This is a genomic window from Bacillus sp. CD3-5 (assembly GCF_006349665.1).
GTDB classification, from domain to species: Bacteria; Bacillota; Bacilli; order Bacillales; family Bacillaceae_G; genus Bacillus_A; species Bacillus_A paranthracis.
On sequence record NZ_VEPX01000001.1, the window covers coordinates 509,750 to 529,758 of the forward strand.

At 35.5% G+C, this 20,009-nt stretch carries 17 protein-coding genes and 1 other annotated feature; of the genes, 11 read left to right on the forward strand and 6 right to left on the reverse strand.

Annotation, left to right across the window (positions count from 1 at the left end; all coding sequences use genetic code 11):
• Positions 1-65: 65 nt before the first annotated feature.
• The 3 genes from FH036_RS02605 to FH036_RS02615 all read left to right on the forward strand — a co-directional run bounded on the left by FH036_RS02605 (position 66) and on the right by FH036_RS02615 (position 1,546).
• Positions 66-749: a YhfC family intramembrane metalloprotease gene (locus FH036_RS02605; RefSeq protein ID WP_001013700.1), complete on the forward strand. Its 684-nt coding sequence runs from the start codon at positions 66-68 to the stop codon at positions 747-749.
• Positions 746-1,132 (forward strand): DUF3887 domain-containing protein, encoded by a 387-nt coding sequence (locus FH036_RS02610; RefSeq protein WP_139895287.1) that lies wholly within the window; start codon positions 746-748, stop codon positions 1,130-1,132. Before FH036_RS02605 ends, FH036_RS02610 begins: the two co-directional genes overlap by 4 nt.
• A 102-nt stretch (positions 1,133-1,234) precedes the next feature.
• Entirely contained in the window at positions 1,235-1,546 is a 312-nt protein-coding gene (locus tag FH036_RS02615) for a hypothetical protein (protein WP_000845972.1), read from the forward strand.
• A 40-nt stretch (positions 1,547-1,586) separates the two neighbouring features.
• Here FH036_RS02615 and FH036_RS02620 read toward each other — a convergent pair whose 3' ends face one another.
• Both FH036_RS02620 and FH036_RS02625 read right to left on the reverse strand, forming a co-directional pair.
• Positions 1,587-1,802, reverse strand: coding sequence for a helix-turn-helix domain-containing protein (locus FH036_RS02620; protein ID WP_000974619.1), 216 nt, complete (start codon positions 1,800-1,802; stop codon positions 1,587-1,589).
• Positions 1,803-1,812: 10 nt separating this feature from the next.
• The gene (locus FH036_RS02625) at positions 1,813-2,295 is read right to left on the reverse strand and encodes a DUF2975 domain-containing protein (protein WP_044792882.1); all 483 of its coding nucleotides are present in this window, start codon (positions 2,293-2,295) and stop codon (positions 1,813-1,815) included.
• 267 nt (positions 2,296-2,562) lie between these two features.
• Here FH036_RS02625 and FH036_RS02630 point away from each other — a divergent pair, with 267 nt between their 5' ends.
• From FH036_RS02630 to FH036_RS02645, 4 genes are all read left to right on the forward strand, one after another.
• Positions 2,563-4,236, forward strand: a complete 1,674-nt coding sequence (locus tag FH036_RS02630) for an alkaline phosphatase (protein ID WP_044792881.1) — start codon at positions 2,563-2,565, stop codon at positions 4,234-4,236.
• 259 nt (positions 4,237-4,495) lie between these two features.
• The gene (locus FH036_RS02635) at positions 4,496-6,880 is read left to right on the forward strand and encodes an immune inhibitor A domain-containing protein (RefSeq protein WP_044792880.1); all 2,385 of its coding nucleotides are present in this window, start codon (positions 4,496-4,498) and stop codon (positions 6,878-6,880) included.
• Positions 6,881-7,152: 272 nt separating this feature from the next.
• Positions 7,153-8,184, forward strand: coding sequence for a Delta(5) desaturase DesA (desA, locus tag FH036_RS02640; protein WP_000171515.1), 1,032 nt, complete (start codon positions 7,153-7,155; stop codon positions 8,182-8,184).
• 274 nt (positions 8,185-8,458) lie between these two features.
• Positions 8,459-9,646, forward strand: a complete 1,188-nt coding sequence (locus FH036_RS02645; protein ID WP_139895288.1) for an RtcB family protein — start codon at positions 8,459-8,461, stop codon at positions 9,644-9,646.
• A gap of 60 nt (positions 9,647-9,706) precedes the next feature.
• Here the strand turns inward: FH036_RS02645 and FH036_RS02650 are convergent, their stop codons facing one another.
• Positions 9,707-11,131 (reverse strand): amino acid permease, encoded by a 1,425-nt coding sequence (locus FH036_RS02650; protein ID WP_139895289.1) that lies wholly within the window; start codon positions 11,129-11,131, stop codon positions 9,707-9,709.
• Between the two features lie 267 nt (positions 11,132-11,398).
• Here FH036_RS02650 and FH036_RS02660 point away from each other — a divergent pair, with 267 nt between their 5' ends.
• Together FH036_RS02660 and FH036_RS02665 are read left to right on the forward strand one after the other, a co-directional pair.
• Positions 11,399-12,148 carry an IclR family transcriptional regulator gene (locus tag FH036_RS02660; protein WP_139895290.1) on the forward strand — a complete coding sequence of 250 codons (750 nt, stop codon included), beginning with the start codon at positions 11,399-11,401 and terminating at the stop codon, positions 12,146-12,148.
• Positions 12,149-12,223: 75 nt separating this feature from the next.
• Complete coding sequence (locus tag FH036_RS02665) at positions 12,224-13,864, forward strand: M20/M25/M40 family metallo-hydrolase (RefSeq protein ID WP_139895291.1); 1,641 nt, start codon at positions 12,224-12,226, stop codon at positions 13,862-13,864.
• A 126-nt stretch (positions 13,865-13,990) separates the two neighbouring features.
• On the opposite strand, the gene proC is transcribed toward FH036_RS02665, so the two are convergent.
• Positions 13,991-14,809 (reverse strand): pyrroline-5-carboxylate reductase, encoded by an 819-nt coding sequence (proC, locus tag FH036_RS02670; protein ID WP_139895292.1) that lies wholly within the window; start codon positions 14,807-14,809, stop codon positions 13,991-13,993.
• A 338-nt stretch (positions 14,810-15,147) separates the two neighbouring features.
• Positions 15,148-15,358 (forward strand) — a binding site (T-box leader).
• A gap of 145 nt (positions 15,359-15,503) precedes the next feature.
• On the opposite strand from proC, the gene proB reads away from it, so the two are divergent.
• Together proB and proA are read left to right on the forward strand one after the other, a co-directional pair.
• The gene (gene proB / locus FH036_RS02675; RefSeq protein WP_139895293.1) at positions 15,504-16,607 is read left to right on the forward strand and encodes a glutamate 5-kinase; all 1,104 of its coding nucleotides are present in this window, start codon (positions 15,504-15,506) and stop codon (positions 16,605-16,607) included.
• Positions 16,608-16,638: 31 nt separating this feature from the next.
• Entirely contained in the window at positions 16,639-17,886 is a 1,248-nt protein-coding gene (gene proA, locus FH036_RS02680) for a gamma-glutamyl phosphate reductase (RefSeq protein ID WP_001006658.1), read from the forward strand.
• 49 nt (positions 17,887-17,935) lie between these two features.
• Here proA and FH036_RS02685 read toward each other — a convergent pair whose 3' ends face one another.
• A complete protein-coding gene (locus tag FH036_RS02685) occupies positions 17,936-19,129 on the reverse strand; it encodes a NupC/NupG family nucleoside CNT transporter (RefSeq protein WP_139895294.1) in 1,194 nt (397 codons plus the stop codon).
• A 213-nt stretch (positions 19,130-19,342) separates the two neighbouring features.
• Complete coding sequence (locus FH036_RS02690) at positions 19,343-19,834, reverse strand: DinB family protein (RefSeq protein ID WP_078418059.1); 492 nt, start codon at positions 19,832-19,834, stop codon at positions 19,343-19,345.
• Positions 19,835-20,009: the final 175 nt, after the last annotated feature.

The window sequence follows — 20,009 nt, forward strand, 5'->3', positions numbered from 1 at the left end:
AATAAGAAATAACTACATACTTTCTTCACTCAATTTTATACACTTTAAGTAAGAGGTGAAGCGAGATGAATGGTCTTATTTTTACAACAATGATTAGCTTTGGTTTACCGCTTATAGCACTTTTATATGCTTTTTGGAAGAAACGCTATATTCCATATATGTTAGGTATATTGGCTTTTGTTGTATCACAAATATTGATTCGCATACCAATGCTAAATTATTTAAATGGAACTAGCACAGATTTTCAAATGTTTTCTGTTATGCAGCCTATACTATTTGCAGTTTTGCTTAGTATATCAGCTGGAATTTTTGAAGAGATAGCTCGTTTTATCGCAATGCGTTATTTTATGAAGCAACGAGATTGGCAGTCTGGTTTTTTATTTGGAGCAGGGCATGGTGGTATTGAGGCGGTGTTGATAGTCGGTATCCCAGTAATATCCCTATTATTATCACAAACAGTCATTCAAAATGGTGACAGTTATTATCTCGGTGGTATTGAGCGCATCTTTGCGATGGTATTACATGTTGGGCTTTCTTTCATTGTATTGCAAGCTGTTGTCCAAAAGAAATTTCGTTATGTTGTATATGCAATTCTCATCCATGGGACTGTAAATGCATTAGCTGGCATTATATCGCTATATGTGCCAGGGAAAAGCGGGATTATTATGTCAGAAGTTTCAATAGCAATTTTTGCGTTACTCACTTTTAGTTATAGTTTCATTTTAAAAAGAAAGGGTGTATTAAAATGAGAAGAATGTTACTTCTTATTATAAGTGCTATCGCGGCGTTCGCGCTCGCAGCATGTACCGGTAATAAAGTAGATGAAAGTACGTCTAAAAAATTTATTTCAAAAGCGGAAGAAATTGTATCATTATTACATGAGGCAAAGTATAAAGACGTGCGTGAAAAATTTGATAGTAAAATGAAAGCTGGATTACCAGAAGAAAAAATGAAAGATCTTACACCTGTAATTGAGAAAGCCGGAACGTTTGAAAAAATTGAGAAGAAATCGATTGAAGAAAAAGATGGTTTATATACTGTTATTCTTGTAGCGAAATATAGTAAGGAACAACGGACATTTATTATAACTTATAATGATAAAGAAGAAATAGCAGGTTTATTTATTAAATAAAAACAAGTGCAGTGGAAATTTCCACTGCACCTGTTTTTATAACCAAATTATGGGTATTTATGCTAATATAAACACATAGCTATAGAGAAGGGGTGAGTTAGTATGAAAACTGAACTAGTTCCTAAAAAGAAGTACAGTATAATAAGCTACATATGTTTACTCATCGGTATTTTATGTTTTCTGTTCGTTTTTATAACGCCAACAAGGATAGCGAATGCAGGTAATATAGTGGGAGATTATATTACAGTTGCCCTGACAGTTGCAGGTATCATACTTTCTATCATTACAATGACGAAAAAAACAGAGAAGAAGGGGATTGCTATTCTTTCATTCATACTGTCCTCATCATTCTTTATATTTTGGATCATCGCGATTATTTTAGTTTTGACTGGTCGAGTTAGTTTTGCTCCGTAATACCAAATAAAAAGAGCCCTTCTCGTGTGAAGGACTCTTTTTATTCGGTATCTTCAGGTTGATATTCTAAAATATCCCCAGGTTGGCATTCTAATGCTTTACAAATGGCTTCTAAAGTTGAAAACCGAACTGCTTTTGCTTTTCCGTTTTTCAAAATAGAAAGGTTAGCCATTGTAATTCCAACCTTCTCCGAAAGCTCTGTTACACTCATTTTTCTTTTCGCTAACATTACATCAATATTAATAATAATTGCCATATTATTCACCTCAGACCGTTAAATCATTTTCTGATTTTATATCTATCGCATCTTTTAATAGTCTTTGGAGAACGGCAGCAAAGACTGCGATTACCATTGAAGCAAAAATCATAATCATTCCAATAATAATAATGCCAGGGGCGTCATCTCTCTCTGCCACAAGATAGAAAAGTGGCATACCGAATACATATAATACACTAATGGCTAGTGCGCTGTACTTAATATTTTTTAAAGCTTTAACAGACAGCTCAGAGAATGCGTTGTTTTTATCAATATAGTTTAAAAGTTTGAATGTTTGATACAGCGCAAAATAATAAGGTATTGCTGTTGCGTATAAGTTGATAAATACAAGATATTTAATATATGCAATATCAGGATAAAGTTCTGCGGCGAAGTTTCCTATTTTAGGAACTAAAAAAATGCACATAGCAAGAACAGGGATACCCATTAGAATCACAGCTGTCTTTAGGAAGAGTGTTGATCCTTGTTTCATAAAAAGCACCTCATTTATTTAATATCTTATTAATTTACCACGAAATTTATTGTTAAACAATAAATTTTTATTTAATTCAATTGGGGATTTATTGTTTAACAAGTTAATAATGAAAAATCTTCTTTATAAGATAGATGAACTATACCGAGATGTAATGAATAAGAAAGTTACTATTGTTAGCTTTAGAAAAACTGGGAACTAATAAAACATATGTAGGCAGTCAGAATTTTGTATGTAAATGAATGTGAAACTAATGGAGGCGCAATCATGTTTGTATTGGGTTTAAAGATGAAGAAGTTACTGTTAGTAGGAACGATCACACTAAGTATGTTATGTACTGAAAGTATGATGAATGATTATACGGTGGAAGCGAAAGTGAAAAAAGTAGAACATCAACCGAAAAATGTAATCATAATGGTTATGGACGGAACGAGTTCTTCAGCAACTACATTAGCTCGCTTGTATAAAGGGAAACCACTTGCATTAGATGAAATTGTAACAGGAGGAGTTCGTACATATTCGGCGGAATCAGCTATAACAGACTCAGCTCCAGCAGCTACAGCTTTAGCGACGGGGAATAAATCGAATTCAGGATATGTAGGGGTATTACCTACTATTGTGAGTTCACCTGGCTTAAAATCAATAAAAGAAGAGGACAAGTTACGTCCAGTTGCCAACGTTTTAGAAGGTGCGAAACGTACTGGTCGCGCAACTGGAATTGTTGCTACAGCTGAAATTCAGCATGCTACTCCTGCTGGGTTCTCTGCTCACCATGTAAACCGCAAGCATTTTGACGTAATTGCAGAGCAACAAGTGTATCAAAATATAGATGTCGTATTAGGCGGGGGAAAAGCAGCACTTTTACCTGAGAGAGATAGTGGGATTCGAAAAGATGGTGAAGATTTAGTAAAAGTGATTCAAAATAAAGGCTACGACTTTATTGAAACGAAAGAGGCATTATTGAAATCCAAAGCTAATAAAATTTGGGGCTCTTTCTCACATAATGCTTTATCGTTCGATATGGATCGTGAAGCAACAACTCCAGAGCAACCAACACTCTCTCAAATGACGGAAAAAGCAATTCAAACGTTATCAAAAGATAAAGATGGCTTCTTTTTATTTGTGGAAGGAAGTAAACCAGACTGGGCAGCCCATGTGAATGATCCAATTGGGATGATTAGTGATGTGTTAGCATTTGATAATGCAGTTGCAGAAGTATTAAGATTTGCAAAAAAAGATGGTAATACGATGCTGATAGCCGTAGCGGACCATGGTAACAGCGGTATTTCTATTGGCAATATGAATACGACAAAAGGTTATAATACTACGCCAGTCTCTACATATATTGATCCATTGAAAAAAGCGAAAATGACACTTGAAGGGACTATAAATAATTTGAAATCTGATTTATCAAATGTAGAAGATGTAGCTAAGTTATACGGCTTGGATCATTTAACTTATGGTGAAAAAGAGAGGTTACAAGCGGCTAAAAAGAAAATAGATGTAGGTCCAATTTTCACTACATTATTGGCTAACCGTGCGAACATAGGCTTTACAACAGGAGGTCATACTGGTGAGGATGTATTTTTATATTCATACGGTCCTCAAAAGCCAGTTGGTTTGATTCAAAACACGGACGTTGCAAAGACAATAGCGAAAGCGATGGGCTTTAATTTAGAAGAAGTAACAAACAAATTATTTGTAGAGAGTGAATTAGCCTTTAAGCAGAATGGTGCAACTGTAACAATAGATAAAACTGATGTAGCGAATCCTGTACTCATAGTAAAACATAATAATGTAACAGCTCAATTATTTGTTAACAAAAATATAATTCGTATTAAGAATAAAGATTATGAACTAGGAAGTGTTGTTGTAGAAAGCAATGGTAAGTTCTATGTACCAGAAGAAGCAAGGCGTTTATTCATAAAGCATTCTCGTTAAAAAAATGCCAATTCCTTAGCTACTACTTAGGAATTGGCATTTTTTGTATAGATGAGATTTCATTCGAAAAAACGAGGAAAGAGAACCACAAATTCTAGAGTGAACTTCCTGTAAATTTACCTATTTTATGTTTTTCATCCTAGAAAAAATATTTCTCAACATTTTAGTACTTTAAAAAGATTGAATATTCGTATTATAACGAATATTATATTGCTATCGGCAAAAATCGATAATTTGCAGACACTGGGGAGGAAATACATTGAGAAAGAAAAAGAAATTAAAACCTTTAGCGGTATTAACAACAGCAGCAGTGCTAAGTAGTACGTTTGCTTTTGGAAGTCATGCAGCGTATGCTGATACGCCACCATCTCTACCAATTGATGAGCATTTAATACCAGAGGAACGCTTGGCAGAAGCGCTGAAGCAACGGGGAGTAATCGATCAATCTGCATCACAAGCTGAGACATCAAAGGCTGTCGAAAAATATGTTGAGAAAAAGAAAGGGGAAAACCCTGGAAAAGAAATCTTGACAGGAGATAATCTTACGCAAGAAGCTTCAGATTTTATGAAAAAAGTAAAAGATGCAAAAATGAAGGAAAATGAACAGGCGCAGCAATCCGAAGTAGGACCAGTAGCTGGGCAAAGTGCAGGATTGAACCCAGGAAAATTAAATGGAAAAGTACCGACTACACCAGCGAAGCAAGCTGAGTACAATGGGGCTGTTCGAAAAGATAAAGTACTTGTATTACTCGTAGAATTTAGCGATTTTAAGCATAATAATATCGATCAAGAACCGGGGTATATGTATTCTAAGGACTTTAATCGTGAACATTATCAAAAAATGTTATTTGGTGATGAGCCATTTACGTTATTTGATGGATCGAAGATTAATACATTTAAACAATATTATGAAGAACAATCTGGCGGAAGCTACACAGTTGATGGAACTGTAACAGAATGGCTTACTGTTCCAGGAAAAGCGTCAGATTATGGTGCTGATGCGGGAACTGGTCATGACAACAAAGGTCCTTTAGGCCCAAAAGATTTTGTGAAAGAAGCATTGAAAGCAGCAGTAGCCAAAGGTATCAATTTAGCAGATTATGACCAATTTGATCAATACGATCAAGATGGTGATGGAAATAAAAATGAGCCAGATGGAATCATCGATCATTTAATGGTAGTACATGCAGGCGTGGGTCAAGAAGCTGGCGGTGGTAAATTGAAAGACGATGCGATTTGGTCTCATCGCTCAAAACTAGGATCGAAGCCATATGCGATTGATGGTACAAAGTCTTCTGTTTCGAACTGGGGCGGAAAGATGGCTGCATACGATTATACAATCGAGCCTGAAGACGGAGCGGTTGGTGTATTTGCACATGAGTATGGTCATGATTTAGGCTTGCCAGATGAATACGATACAAAGTATTCAGGACAAGGTGAACCAGTTGAATCATGGTCTCTAATGAGTGGCGGTAGCTGGGCTGGAAAAATTGCAGGTACAGAGCCAACAAGTTTCTCACCGCAAAATAAAGAGTTTTTCCAAAAAAATATGAAGGGGAACTGGGCGAATATTGTTGAGGTAGATTATGATAAACTTCGCACGGGAATCGGTACTGCAACGTATTTAGATCAAAGTGTGACAAAATCAAAACGACCAGGAATCATTCGTGTTAACTTGCCAGACAAAGATATAAAAAATATTGAGTCAGCATTTGGTAAGAAGTTTTATTACAGCACGAAAGGAAATGACATTCATACAACACTTGAGACACCAGTATTTGACTTAACGACTGCAATGGATGCTAAGTTCGATTATAAGGCATTTTACGAACTGGAAGCGAAGTATGATTTCCTTGACGTATATGCGATTGCAGAAGATGGAACGAAGACACGCATTGATCGAATGGGCGAAAAAGATGTAAAAGGCGGTATAGATACAACGGATGGTAAGTGGATTGATAAATCATATGATTTAAATCAATTCAAAGGAAAGAAAGTAAAACTGCAATTTGAGTATGTAACAGATATTGCAGTAGCATATAAAGGGTTTGCGTTAGACAATGCAGCATTAACTGTAGATGGAAAAGTTGTTTTCTCTGATGACGCAGAAGGCCAGCCAGCAATGACATTAAAAGGATTTACTGTGTCTAACGGATTTGAACAGAAGAAACATAACTACTATATCGAGTGGCGTAATTACGCTGGGTCTGATACTGCATTACAATATGCACGTGGTCCAGTATTTAATACAGGAATGGTTGTATGGTATGCGGATCAAAGCTTTACAGATAACTGGGTAGGCGTTCATCCAGGTGAAGGGTTCCTTGGAGTAGTAGATTCTCATCCAGAGGCAATCGTAGGAACATTAAACGGACAACCTACTGTGAAGAGCAGTACACGTTATCAAATTGCCGATGCGGCATTCTCATTTGATCAAACGCCAGCATGGAAAGTAAATTCACCAACTCGCGGTATCTTTGACTATAAAGGATTACCAGGAGTTGCAAAATTTGATGATTCTAAGCAATACATCAACAGCGTTATTCCAGATGCGGGACGTAAGTTACCTAAACTAGGATTGAAGTTTGAAGTAGTAGGTCAAGCTGAAGACAAGTCTGCAGGTGCAGTTTGGATCCATCGATAAAATAAAATGAAGAGGAGCTGCCATAAGCCGGTGAAACTGACTTATGGCAGCTCTTTTCTGCTTGTGAAAAAGTTTGTAGAAGTTCATTTTATAAATAAAACGCTCCATTTGTCCAATTATAGCGCTATTTGGGGAGTAAGTAATTTGTAAGTATTGAGTAAGAAAAAAGAGATTTTTATAGTATATAATATTTATTACATCTACTTTTAACACCTGATACTAATAGTATGCTATAATATGAATTAGCAACAAAAAGGAAAGGAATTAGTAAAATGACATTAGAAAATACTAAAAATTTAAAAAAACAAGTTGCTCCATATGAAAAATCAACAATTAAAAAAAGTGTGTGGCAACTTATTAACACAGTCGTGCCATTTGTTGTTTTATGGTATCTCGCTTATAAAAGTTTGTCTGTTTCTTATCTGTTAGCATTAGTTCCATCTTTGTTAGCTGCTGGTTTTATGACGCGAATTTTCATAATTTTTCATGATTGTACCCATTATTCATTCTTTAAAAGTCGACGTGCAAATAGAATAGTAGGTACATGTATGGGTGTGTTAACGTTATTCCCATTTGATCAATGGGGGCATGAGCATGCGATTCATCACGCTACAAGTGGTAATTTAGATAAGCGAGGTACAGGAGATATTTGGACGCTTACAGTCGATGAATATGTAGCTGCACCATTTAGACTTCGTTTAGCATATCGTTTATATCGCAATCCATTCGTTATGTTTGGATTAGGTCCGATTTATGTTTTCTTGCTTAAAAATAGATTTAACCGAAAAGGTGCAAGACAGAAAGAACGTATGAATACGTATTTGACGAATATTATTATCGTTGCTGTAGTAGCAATACTTTGCTGGGCAATAGGGTGGCAATCGTTTCTGTTCGTACACGGTACGATATTCTTAATAGCAGGTTCAGTAGGGATTTGGCTGTTTTATGTACAGCACACTTTTGAGGATTCTTATTTTGAAGAGGATAAAGATTGGGAATATGTAAAAGCGGCAGTAGAAGGAAGTTCATTTTATAAACTTCCAAAAATCTTGCAATTCTTAACTGGTAATATTGGATTCCATCATGTTCACCATTTAAGCCCAAGAGTACCTAATTATAAGCTAGAAGAGGCACACAATAATACGCTTCCGTTAAAAAATGTACCAACAATTACACTTGCTACAAGCTTACAATCACTACGTTTCCGTCTTTGGGATGAGAAAAGTAACAATTTTGTTAGCTTTAAAGATGTAAAAAATATAATTAAAAATAATGTTTCTGTTCGGGTGAAATCGGAATTATAATTTCATCGGCTATTAAACTCCCCTTAATCATTTTCGATTTAAGGGGAGTTTTTGTTATATATAACGGATATTGAGGACGTGGAATACTCATATGTAGGTATAAATTCAAGGATACGATAATCATATTATGTAAATAAGATAAAACATCATTATTTTTTATTATTTTGAAGGATATCATACATATATAATGGAAAGCAAAAGGTGGATGAGAGTAATGATGAGAACAGAAACAACGTAATAAAATAATTCTTTCAAAAGGAAGGGGAAATGAAAGATGTTGAAGTTACAAGGAAAATACAATGAAGCGAAAGTATTTACGAATAACGTTGATGAGACTGCGACAGGGCAGATTATTGATCTTTGTAACCAAGAATTTGTAAAGGATAGTCAAATTCGTATTATGCCAGATACACATGCGGGAGCAGGGTGTACGATTGGGACAACAATGACAATACAAGATAAAATCGTTCCTAATCTTGTAGGGGTAGATATTGGGTGTGGTATGGAAGTTGTTGTAATTGCTAAGAAAAAAGAAGAAATTAATTTCGATTATTTAGACGAAATAATTCGTAAATTCGTTCCAAGTGGTTTTCGTATACGAGATAAAGAACATCGATTCTCAAAAATGATTGATTTTGATGGGGTGAGAGCACCATTTACATTACAACGCGCTCAAAAAAGTATAGGTACTCTTGGAGGAGGGAATCATTTCATCGAACTAAATGAAGACGATAAAGGGAATGTATATATTGTCATTCATAGTGGTTCTCGTAATTTAGGTAAACAAATAGCAGAGTATTACCAAAACTTCGCATATGAACAACTCATTGATGTTACATCAATGAAAGATGAGATTATTAAGAGATTAACTGAAGAGGGTAGAGCAAAAGAAATACAAGAAACTTTACGTGGAATTCAGAAGCCAAAGATTCGTAAAGAACTAGCTTATTTAGAAGGACAGGGATTCAAAGATTATATGAATGACATGAATATTGCTCAAAAGTATGCTGGGTTAAATCGTAAAGCAATGATTGATGAAATTGTTACGAAAATGGACTGGAAAGTAACCGATCAATTTACTACAATACATAACTATATAGACATAGAAAATATGATTCTACGAAAAGGTGCTATTTCAGCTCAGAAAGATGAACGAGTCATTATTCCAATTAACATGAGAGATGGTTCAATTATTGCATTTGGTAAAGGTAATCCAGACTGGAATTTTTCTGGTCCGCATGGGGCAGGACGTATCATGAGTCGTAAGAAGGCTAAAGAATTATTGAGTCTAGAGGACTTCCAAAATACGATGACAGAAGTTTGGACTACATCGGTAGCAGAGAGCACAATTGATGAGGCGCCAATGGTATACAAGCCAATGAATGAAATTATCGAAAATACGAAAGAGACAATAGATATAAAGCATATTATTAAGCCATTATATAATTTTAAAGCGAATTAAAATTATAAAAGACCGCACATGAAGTGAAAGCCATGTGCGGTCTTTTATATAAGCAGGGTATTACATCGTCTCGCTAATTTTAGTTTCACTATTAGTGTTAGTAGAAATTCTTTTCTTAACTTTTAAGTGATAATAAGTGTAGCAAAAGATAATAAATGGTACAGTACAATAGATTCCAAGTCGTTGTTCAGGGATAAAGATAAGACTAATTAATATAATGCCATACAATCCAAAGCCAAGAATTGGTACAAGTGGATAAAGTGGCGTTTTGAACTTTAAGTCTTCTAATTTTCCGCCGTCTGCTACATAATGTTTACGGAAAAAGAACTGAGAAACACAAATTGACATCCAAACAATGATTGTGATAACTCCAGAAATGGAAATGAGCCATAAGTAAACAGTTTCAGCAGCTACTACGCTTGTCAAAAGAGAAAAAGCAGAAATAGCAATCGTCATAATTAAAGCGTTTAGAGGTATTCCTCGTGATGATAATTTCTTTAAAAAGGCTGGAGCCATTTCATTTTTGGATAATGACCAAAGCATGCGAGTTGCCGCGTAAAGTCCTGAGTTTGCGACAGAAAGAACAGCTGTAAGAATAACAAAGTTCATAATATCAGCTGCATATGGAATACCGATATTATCAAATACAGCAACGAACGGGCTTTTTGTTAATCCTGCTTCTTCCCAAGGAATTAAAGCAACAAGAACAAAGATTGCTAAGACGAAGAAAAACATCGTACGCCATATAATATTTCTAATAGAACGAGGTAAAGTTTTTGCTGGATCTTCACTTTCACCTGCTGCGATTCCGACAAGTTCTGTACCTTGGAAGGAGTAATTGACTGTAACCATTGTTAAAAGAATAGCGGCAAGTCCATTTGGGAATAAACCACCATGATTTACGAAATTTGAAAATAGCGGAGCTGGTTCGTCGCCTTTTAAATCAATAAAACCGAACATAGCGGCGCCGCCAAGAATAATAAAAGCGATAATGGCAGATACTTTTATACTTGAAAACCAAAATTCTGTTTCTGCATAACTACGAGCAGATAGTGCGTTAATCGTGAAGATTGTAACGCCAAATATTAAACACCAAACCCAAACAGGAATATCAGGAAACCAGCGCTGCATTGTAATGCCGGCAGTTGTAAATTCAAGGCCGGTTGTATTTGCCCAGCTTAACCAATACAACCATCCGATTGTAAAGCCAGTTGCAGGATTGATAAACTTAGTGGCATATTCCTGGAAAGAGCCTGAAACAGGCATGGCTACAGCAAGCTCACCAAGACATAGCATAACGAAATACATTAATAACCCACCAGCCATAAAGGCAAGTACGGAACCACCAGGTCCAGCCTGACTTATAATAAAGCCAGATCCGTTAAATAACCCCGTTCCAATCACGCCACCGAGTGCAATCATGAATAAGTGTCTACTTTTCATCGTACGTTTTAATTCATTGTTTGTATTATTTACTTGCGCCATTGTTTTCCTCACTTTCGTAGTTGATAGAATAAAGCTTGATGTTTTTCCGTATTGTGGAATGTATTCCGTGATGTGAAATCTTGTTATAATTTTCAGATAATTAAAAAGAAAAGTCAATATTTTTTTGTTTGCGCTTTCAAATTATTGTTCGCGGTATATTTTTATTTTTAGAAAATTGAATAAATGGATTGATTTCATTTCGGATTTTTGTTAAATTGATAGGTAATTGAGCGTACTAACATATTACAAGTGAAGTAGAGGTGAGTTATGGTACAGTCCATTGATCGAGCGATAAGTATTATAAAGTTATTAAATTCTACTAATGAAAAAGAGTATTGGGCTATTTCTGATATAGCGGACAGAACACATCTCCCAGTTAGTACAGTACATAGATTACTTAACTCTCTAATCGAGCATGGGCTAGTTACGCAAATTTCAGAAACGAAACAGTACAAAATTGGGCCCATGTGGATGGAAATAGGATTACGCCAATTGGAGAAAGTAGACTACAGATCTGTGGCAAGAGAAGTGATGAAGCGATTAGCCTCTGAAGTGGAAGAAAGTGTGTATTTGAACATTCCAAATGGAACACATTCTATTATCATTGAAAGAATGGATAGCCCTTTAAAAATTCGAGTGATTGATAACTTAGGGGAACAAATTCCACTTTCAATTGGTGCCGCAAATAAAACGATGTTAGCCAATATGAAACAGAATGAAATGGAATATATTGTTGAGCAGCTACTTTCTGCTTTACCAGAACAAAAGCAAATTCTTCTTGATCAAATAAAGCAAATAAGAGACGAAGGATATGCTGTCAGTTATGGAGAAAAAACAGAAGGGACAGCTTCAGTAGCTGCACCTATTATCGGATTTAATCATAAAGTAGTAGGAGCATTAAGTGTTGGGGTAATTAGTCATCGCATTAATGATGATCGACTTTCTTTTCTTATTAGTAAGGTAAAACAAGCAGCACATGAAATATCAATAAAAATCGGCAGTACATCAGAACTATAATTTTGATAACTGTCGTCATTTTTTATTCATATACTGGAATTCATTTTCATAATGCGGAAAAATAGGGGGATTTATATGTCAAAGTGGCAATCAAAAGAACAATTGATTCAATTATTAAGCAGTCTTGTTGAAATTCCTAGTATTACAGGTACAGAAGCTGAAGTGATATTGCCAGACTTCGTTGTGGAACAATTATCTGATTTACAGTACTTCAAAGAAAATCCGCACCATTTGCAAAAAAATCCGACGGGCGATGGACGACATTTTGTTACAGCACTAGTAAAGAAAAGCGATCGTACAAAAAATACCGTAATTTTAGTAAGTCACTTTGATGTTGTAGATGTACAAGATTATGGAGTGTGGAAAGAAGATGCATTCAATCCTAAAAAGTTAACGTCTATGTTTTATTCTCATAAAGATGAATTACCAGACCATGTACGTGAAGATATAGAACATGGAGATTGGCTGTTTGGTAGAGGAACAATGGATATGAAATGCGGCCTCACGTTACAAATGGCAATGATTGAGCAAGCTTGCGAAGGAAGGTTTGATGGGAATGTTCTTTTATTGGCTGTACCAGATGAAGAAGTAAACTCTGTAGGGATGAGAGCTGCTGTTCCAAGATTACTAGAGTTAGCAAGAGAACATGATTTAGAGTATAAAACGGTACTAAATTCAGAGCCTATGTTTTCAAGGCATCCTGGTGACCAAAAGAAATATATTTACACTGGTTCTATTGGTAAAGTGTTACCTGGTTTTCTTTGCTACGGAAAAGAGACACATGTAGGTGAACCTTTTGCGGGCCTAAATGGGAGTTATATGGCTTCATTAATAACAGCAGAATTAGAGTTGAATACAGACCTTTGTGATATTGTAGAAGGGGAAGCGAGTCCTCCGCCAACTAATTTACTTCAAAGGGACTTAAAGGAGGATTACTCTGTACAAATTCCGCATCGTGCAGTCACATTATTTAATTTGTTTTTACTAGAAAAATCAATGACAGATGTCGTTTCATTGTTACGTCAAAAAGTAACGAAAGTAGCAGAGAAAATAGAAGAATCATATGAGAAGCAAGCTTATCGTTTTTCTAAATATAATCCATTTATACCACCTAACCCCAAAGTAAATGTATTAACATATGAAGAGCTTATCGCTTATGCAATTGAACAACATGGGCAAGAGAAAATAGATGATATTCAATCTAGTGTTATTAAAAATAGAGAAGATAAAGATGATCGTGCGGTAACGATTGATTTAGTAGATAAATTAGCCATCTTATGTAAAGAAAAAGCACCGATGATTGTACTTTTCTTTGCTCCGCCATATTATCCAGCTGTAAGTTCACGCAACAACCAATTAATTAAAGAGGTAGTTGGAGAGATGGAAAAGTATGCAAACTTCAATCATAATATTTCATTTGAAAACCAAAACTATTTTGGAGGAATTTCAGATTTGAGTTATGTGGGCTTACAAAATCCATTACATTCAATGAGTTCACTTGTAGACAATATGCCATTATGGGATAAAGGTTACTCAATTCCACTTCAGGAACTAGAAGAATTTGATGTTCCAGTTTTAAATATGGGACCGGTAGGAAAAGATGCACATCAATGGACAGAACGTCTAGATGTAAATTACGCATTTGAAACGCTATTAGACATGTTACCGATTTGCATTGAAAAATTACTTGTTTCTAATAAAATTACACAAGTATAGTAGGGAAGGGGAAAATGAAATTATTTCAATATAATTAATAACTAAAACGGCCAAACTCAAGTAAATTCGAGTTTGGCCGTTTATCATGTAGTGCATTTCTAATTACATTCATGTGAAGTTATAGTTTTACTTTTTCGTTTGACCAGATAGTTCGACAGACTTTTGTGTACAACGTTGCATAGCTGAAATGATGGCTGTTCGTAAGCCTTTTTCCTCTAAAGTTGCTACAGCTTCTATAGTTGTTCCGCCAGGGGAACAAACCATATCTTTCAATTCACCTGGATGTATTCCTGTTTCTAGTACCATCTTTGCAGATCCTAATACAGCTTGAGCTGCGAATTTATATGCTTGATTTCTTGGCATACCATCTAGTACAGCAGCATCTGCCATCGCTTCTATTATCATATATACGTATGCTGGTGAAGAGCCACTTACAGATGTTACAACATCCATTAATTTTTCACTTACAATCTCTGATTGACCAAAACTATTGAAAATGTTTAGCACATCTTCTAAATCTTTTTCTGTCACCATTTCATTCGGACATAATGCTGACATTCCTTCTCCAACAAGAGCAGGAGTATTAGGCATTACTCGTACAACTTTTAATTTTTTATTAAAGGCATTTTCAGTACTTTCAATACTTTTACCAGCAGCGATCGTAACGATGATAGCATCGTTTTTTATCACTTCTTTAATTTCGTTAATTACTAACGGGTATAAGTCTGGTTTAATTGATAAAATTAAAATATCAGCATTTTTAGCGACTTCATTGTTGTCAGTAGTTATAGATATTCCGTACTTTTCACTAGCATTTTCTAAATTCGTCGTGTTTAAATCTGAACAAATGATATGATTTGAAGACACTATCTTTTTGTTTAGCATCCCGCCAATTATAGCCATCCCCATATTTCCGCATCCGATGAATCCAATTTGTTTATCCATAATAATTCAATCTTGCTCCTTTTTAATAAATTATATCATTTCGAAAGTATTATCTTAATATAACAATAACATCTCTGTGCAATATAAAGAAACATTCTAAGAGAATATATTCCTTTTTGCAACATGAAAAGATAAAAATTAATTATATTCGACATTTTGTAAATGTATACACTATAATGTAAGGTTTATGTTTATAAATATGAGTTGAACTTTTATCAATTTGTGTTTTCATTCAGTAGAGCAATAACTTCATACAAGTAACTCGCAGCTCTAGGTATTTTTAAAAATACCTCTTGACACCAAATCGAACTATATCGCATAATATAAAAAAATTAAACCGAAAATCGTTGAAGGGAAATAGTACATATGTCTTCTTGCGAAAGAGAGTGGAATTCACCGGCTGAAAGATTCCTCGTATAGAATATATCGAACCTATCCCTGAGTCTTAAATGAAAGTTTAGGCGTTCGCCTGCGTTATAGGCACCAAGTGGATATCTATGTATATCAATTAAGGTGGTACCGCGGAACAATGACCGTTTCGTCCTTTTTATTTTATTAAGGGCGAAGCGGTCATTTTTATTTTGCTCTTAAATAGGCTACGTGCAGCACTCATAAGAATAGAAATCGCTGCAAGCTGTATGAATAGAAGTGTAATGTATAAAAAACTTTGATTTTAGACTTGGGGGATAAAAAAGTGAAGAAACAGCGAATTGTTGTAAAGATTGGGAGCAGTTCTTTGGCGGATAGTCATGGAGGCATTTCTAAAGAACAACTTTCAGATCATGTTGCCGCATTGGCTCGATTGAAAGAGGAAGGGCATGAAGTTTTATTAATTACATCTGGGGCCGTTGCTGCAGGTTTTTCTGCTCTAGGATACCCTAGCAGACCTGTAACAATTAAAGGAAAACAGGCTGCAGCAGCTGTCGGACAAAGTTTATTAATGCAGGCATACACGGAGGAATTCCGTAAATATGGCATCGTTACTGCGCAACTATTGCTGACGAGAAGTGATTTTTCTAGAAAAGAACAATATAGTAATGCTTACGCGACGTTAGGAGAGTTACTAAACCGTTCTGCTCTTCCAATTATTAATGAAAATGATTCCATCTCTTTAGAGGAGTTAACGTTCGGTGATAATGATATGCTGTCAGCTTTAGTAAGCGGACTTGTTTCGGCAGATATGCTGATGATTTTTACAGATGTGAACGGTTTATATGATAAAAATCCTCAAAAAAATGAGGATGCGAAAAAATATTATTTCCTTCCTGAAGTTACAGAAGAAATTGCTTCTCTTGCTGGAGATGCTGGCTCAAAACTTGGGACTGGCGGTATGAAATCAAAAATTGATGCTGCAAAGACGGCGCTATCTCTTGGGGTAAGTGTATTTATCGGTACAGGACGTGGACAAGAGAAATTTGTTGATGTTTTAAAGGGGAAAGGTGACGGGACGTATGTCGGAAATGCCCCTCAAAAAGAAATGAAGATGAACAAGCAATGGATTGCCTTGCATTCGCTTGTTAGCGGTCAAATTGAAATAGACGCTGGAGCAACTACAGCTATCATTCAGCATGGTAAAAGTCTTCTTCCTGCGGGTGTTACAAATGTGTCAGGATTTTTCAAAGTTGGCGATGTTGTAGAAGTCATGACGCAACAAGGGCGCGTAATTGGAAAAGGACAATGCACATATAGCGCAGAGGAATTAAGAGAGATAAAAGGTATGCAAAGCCAACATATTCAAGCAAGAGGCGAAAGGCATAATTATGAAGTCATCCATAGGGATCATTGGGTTTCACTTTAAGAATAGTGATGTTAAAAAGGAGGAAATAAAAATGAATGAAGTGTTAGCAAAGGGGAAAAGAGCGAAAGAGGTTGCTAGGGAACTGGTACTAAAATCTACACATCAAAAAAACGAAGCACTTGATGCAATTGCAAATCAATTAATAAGTGAAACAGCTTATATTTTAGAGGAAAACAAACGAGATATCGAAGAAGGTAAGGCAAAAGGATTTTCTAATTCACTCCTTGATCGACTAATGCTAACTGAACAACGCATTGTTGATATGACAGAGGGGATTAAGCAGCTAATTGAATTACGTGATCCTGTAGGAGAATGTGTAAGTGCATGGGAAAGACCAAATGGATTATCTATTCAGGAAATGCGTGTACCACTTGGTGTTGTTGGCATGATTTATGAGGCAAGACCGAATGTGACGGTGGATGCTGCTACAATTTGTTTAAAAACTGGAAACGCAGTCATATTACGTGGTAGTTCTTCTGCTATTCATTCTAATAAGGCGATTGTTGCCGTTATTCACAGGGCGCTCAAACAAACAAGCTTACCTCAAGAAAGCGTACAGCTTATAGAAGATACAACGCGAGTTAGCGCAAAGCAGTTGTTTACAATGAATGATTATTTAGACGTTCTTATTCCAAGAGGTGGCAAACAATTAATCGATACTGTTGTGAGAGAAGCGTCTGTTCCAGTACTTGAAACAGGTGCGGGAAATTGTCATATTTTTATTGATGAAACAGCGAATACGCAAATGGCAATTGATATTATTATAAATGCAAAAACGCAGCGTCCATCTGTATGTAATGCGATTGAAACGATTGTACTTCATGAGAAGTGGGCACAGCAATATGGTAGCGAGTTGTTTTCTTCTTTGAAGGAAAGAGGCGTGGAGCTACGTGGTGATCAAAAAGCATTGGCATTGGATTCTTCAATTGTACTTGCTTCAGAAGAAGATTGGGGGACAGAATTTTTATCTCTCACGCTGGCAGTTAAAGTAGTTTCTTCTATAGAAGAAGCGATTCATCACATAAATACGTATGGATCTATGCATTCTGAAGCGATTATATCAGAAAACGAGGAAAACGTTAGCAAATTTTTCGTATCTGTTGATGCTGCTGCGCTGTATCACAATGCATCAACCCGTTTTACTGATGGATCTGAATTCGGATTTGGAGCAGAAATTGGTATCAGTACACAAAAGCTACACGTAAGGGGACCAATGGGGCTTCCTGCATTAACTTCTACAAAATATGTGATTCGTGGAAATGGACAAATTCGAAAATAAAAATAAAAGACACTCAATTGGATTGGGTGTCTTTTATTTTAAAAATTATTTACCATACAAAAAGCCCAACAAGCATAGCGCTTAATAAGGAAACAGCCATTCCGCTCACAAGAAGCTTCCAAACATTTTTCCCGATGACTGATGATTTTTCGCTGCCAAATAATGAATTGTAAGTTCCATAAATCATACCTACTGTACTAAAGTTAGCAAAAGAAGCTAGAAATGTTGTGGCAACCGCAACCGTATGCGGTTGTAAAGACTTTAAGTTTGATTTTAAATCCATCATTGCAACAAATTCATTCGTCGTTATTTTGATCCCCATTAGTTCAGCTACATACATAGCATCACTGCCCGATAAACCGAGTAAAAAAGCGAAAGGACTAAAGATAATGGAGAAGATTTTTTGAATTGTTAACCCCGTTACAAAAAATCCTAAAATCCCATTTAAACATGCAGTTAAAGCTACATAACCAATTACCATAGCTAAAATAACGATAACCATATTCATCCCGACTAACATACTGTTTGAAATAGTAGAAAAGAAATCCTTTTTTTCATGTTTGGAAGGCGTGTAAACAACATCTTCTTCTTTCGAAACTTCCACAGGATTTAATACATTGGCTAAAATTAATGCGTTAATACAGTTTAATGGGATTGCGCTGAAAATATAAGTTGCTGGAACCATTGATAAATAAGCGCCAAGAATGGATCCGCTAACGCTACTCATACTCATAATCCCAAAAGTTAATAATCGATTTTCTTTTAAAACAGATAATTGATCACGAACAACCGCAAGTGCTTCGGTGTTTCCTAAAAACATCATTTGAATCGAAAAGAAACTTTCTAACTTTGGTAAACGAGAAATCTTTGAAATAACTGCACCTACTTTATCAATAATCCAAGTTAAGATTCCAAAATAAGAAAGAATATCAAAGAACGTGATAACAAAAATGATAGGAAGTAATGCGCTAAAGAAGAAATCAATTGTTTGATTTTCCATAGCGGAAGGAAATGCAAATCGAATTCCTTCATTTGCACATGCCAGTAGCCAACTGAAAAATGAAGCAATTTTATTAATGATAATACTGCCTAGCTTTGTGCCTAACATAAACCACGTAATAAAAAGCTCCAATATGATGAGAATTACAATTGGTCTCCATTTTATATGTTTTTTATTAGGCGAACATAAGTAAACAATTAATATGACAACGAAAATCCCTAACATATTCAATATGAAATACATGTCAACAACTCCTTGAGGCTTATTATTTGTATATAAAAAAGCCTCTATTCTTCCAAATTTGGATTATGATTAGAAGTTATGAAGAAGGTTAATGATGTTTGGGATTCCTGTATTTTAATTTGCTTTATTTTGAGCAATCGCAGTATTTACAAAACAAGTAGCTATTTTCAATTATTTGGTTGCATGTTAAACGTCAGCAAATGTAAACATCGCTTATAAATAAGAACGGTGAGTTGGCCATGAACCTTGGAGTTTTCGAAGTTGTATAATTTGTCCTGTATGATAAGCATCGTGCAAAAGGATATTCATATATTGTTGCCAAATTGGTAGAGAAGGCTTTGGCTGATCTAGTTCTGCTTCTTGAAAGGATGTTAATGAAGATTGTAAGGCATCATGTACTTGAAGTGTTCGTTTCACTGTTTGTTGCCAAGCGTCATCATCATTAGGTCCGCCTTGGATAAACGTCTCATCATTATTTTGTGGAGCAACAAATGTGTCATCTTCATGTAAGCGGGAAAGTAAACGCTCTTTAAAGACTAATAAATGGTTCACATTTTCCCAAATGGTATTACTAGCAGCACCTTCTGGTTGCCAACATGCTTGTTCAGCCGTAAGATTCTTTAACGCTTCTGATATTGGTGGGTACCATTCTTCTTCGTAAAAAACTTGTTGGACTCCATTTTGCAACATTTCTTTTCTTCCCATCCGTATAGCCTCCTGTTCATTTTCTTCATAAAATAAATTCTCTTTTCTCTTCAATAAACCTTCTCAATAGCTGAACAAGAGAAGGAAATGCAACGTATAACAGGGCCGTTAATAATCAAGATTTTCATTGAGTCAGAATGAAAAAGAGTATAAACCTTTTCTATTTGCTTATTGA

Coding starts and splice junctions, on each gene's coding strand:
- FH036_RS02605 (WP_001013700.1), top strand. CDS start 66: ATGAATGGTCTTATTTTTACAACAATGATTAGCTTTGGTTTACCGCTT.
- FH036_RS02610 (WP_139895287.1), top strand. CDS start 746: ATGAGAAGAATGTTACTTCTTATTATAAGTGCTATCGCGGCGTTCGCG.
- FH036_RS02615 (WP_000845972.1), top strand. CDS start 1,235: ATGAAAACTGAACTAGTTCCTAAAAAGAAGTACAGTATAATAAGCTAC.
- FH036_RS02620 (WP_000974619.1), bottom strand. CDS start 1,802: ATGGCAATTATTATTAATATTGATGTAATGTTAGCGAAAAGAAAAATG.
- FH036_RS02625 (WP_044792882.1), bottom strand. CDS start 2,295: ATGAAACAAGGATCAACACTCTTCCTAAAGACAGCTGTGATTCTAATG.
- FH036_RS02630 (WP_044792881.1), top strand. CDS start 2,563: ATGTTTGTATTGGGTTTAAAGATGAAGAAGTTACTGTTAGTAGGAACG.
- desA (WP_000171515.1), top strand. CDS start 7,153: ATGACATTAGAAAATACTAAAAATTTAAAAAAACAAGTTGCTCCATAT.
- FH036_RS02645 (WP_139895288.1), top strand. CDS start 8,459: ATGTTGAAGTTACAAGGAAAATACAATGAAGCGAAAGTATTTACGAAT.
- FH036_RS02650 (WP_139895289.1), bottom strand. CDS start 11,131: ATGGCGCAAGTAAATAATACAAACAATGAATTAAAACGTACGATGAAA.
- FH036_RS02660 (WP_139895290.1), top strand. CDS start 11,399: ATGGTACAGTCCATTGATCGAGCGATAAGTATTATAAAGTTATTAAAT.
- FH036_RS02665 (WP_139895291.1), top strand. CDS start 12,224: ATGTCAAAGTGGCAATCAAAAGAACAATTGATTCAATTATTAAGCAGT.
- proC (WP_139895292.1), bottom strand. CDS start 14,809: ATGGATAAACAAATTGGATTCATCGGATGCGGAAATATGGGGATGGCT.
- proA (WP_001006658.1), top strand. CDS start 16,639: ATGAATGAAGTGTTAGCAAAGGGGAAAAGAGCGAAAGAGGTTGCTAGG.
- FH036_RS02685 (WP_139895294.1), bottom strand. CDS start 19,129: ATGTATTTCATATTGAATATGTTAGGGATTTTCGTTGTCATATTAATT.
- FH036_RS02690 (WP_078418059.1), bottom strand. CDS start 19,834: ATGGGAAGAAAAGAAATGTTGCAAAATGGAGTCCAACAAGTTTTTTAC.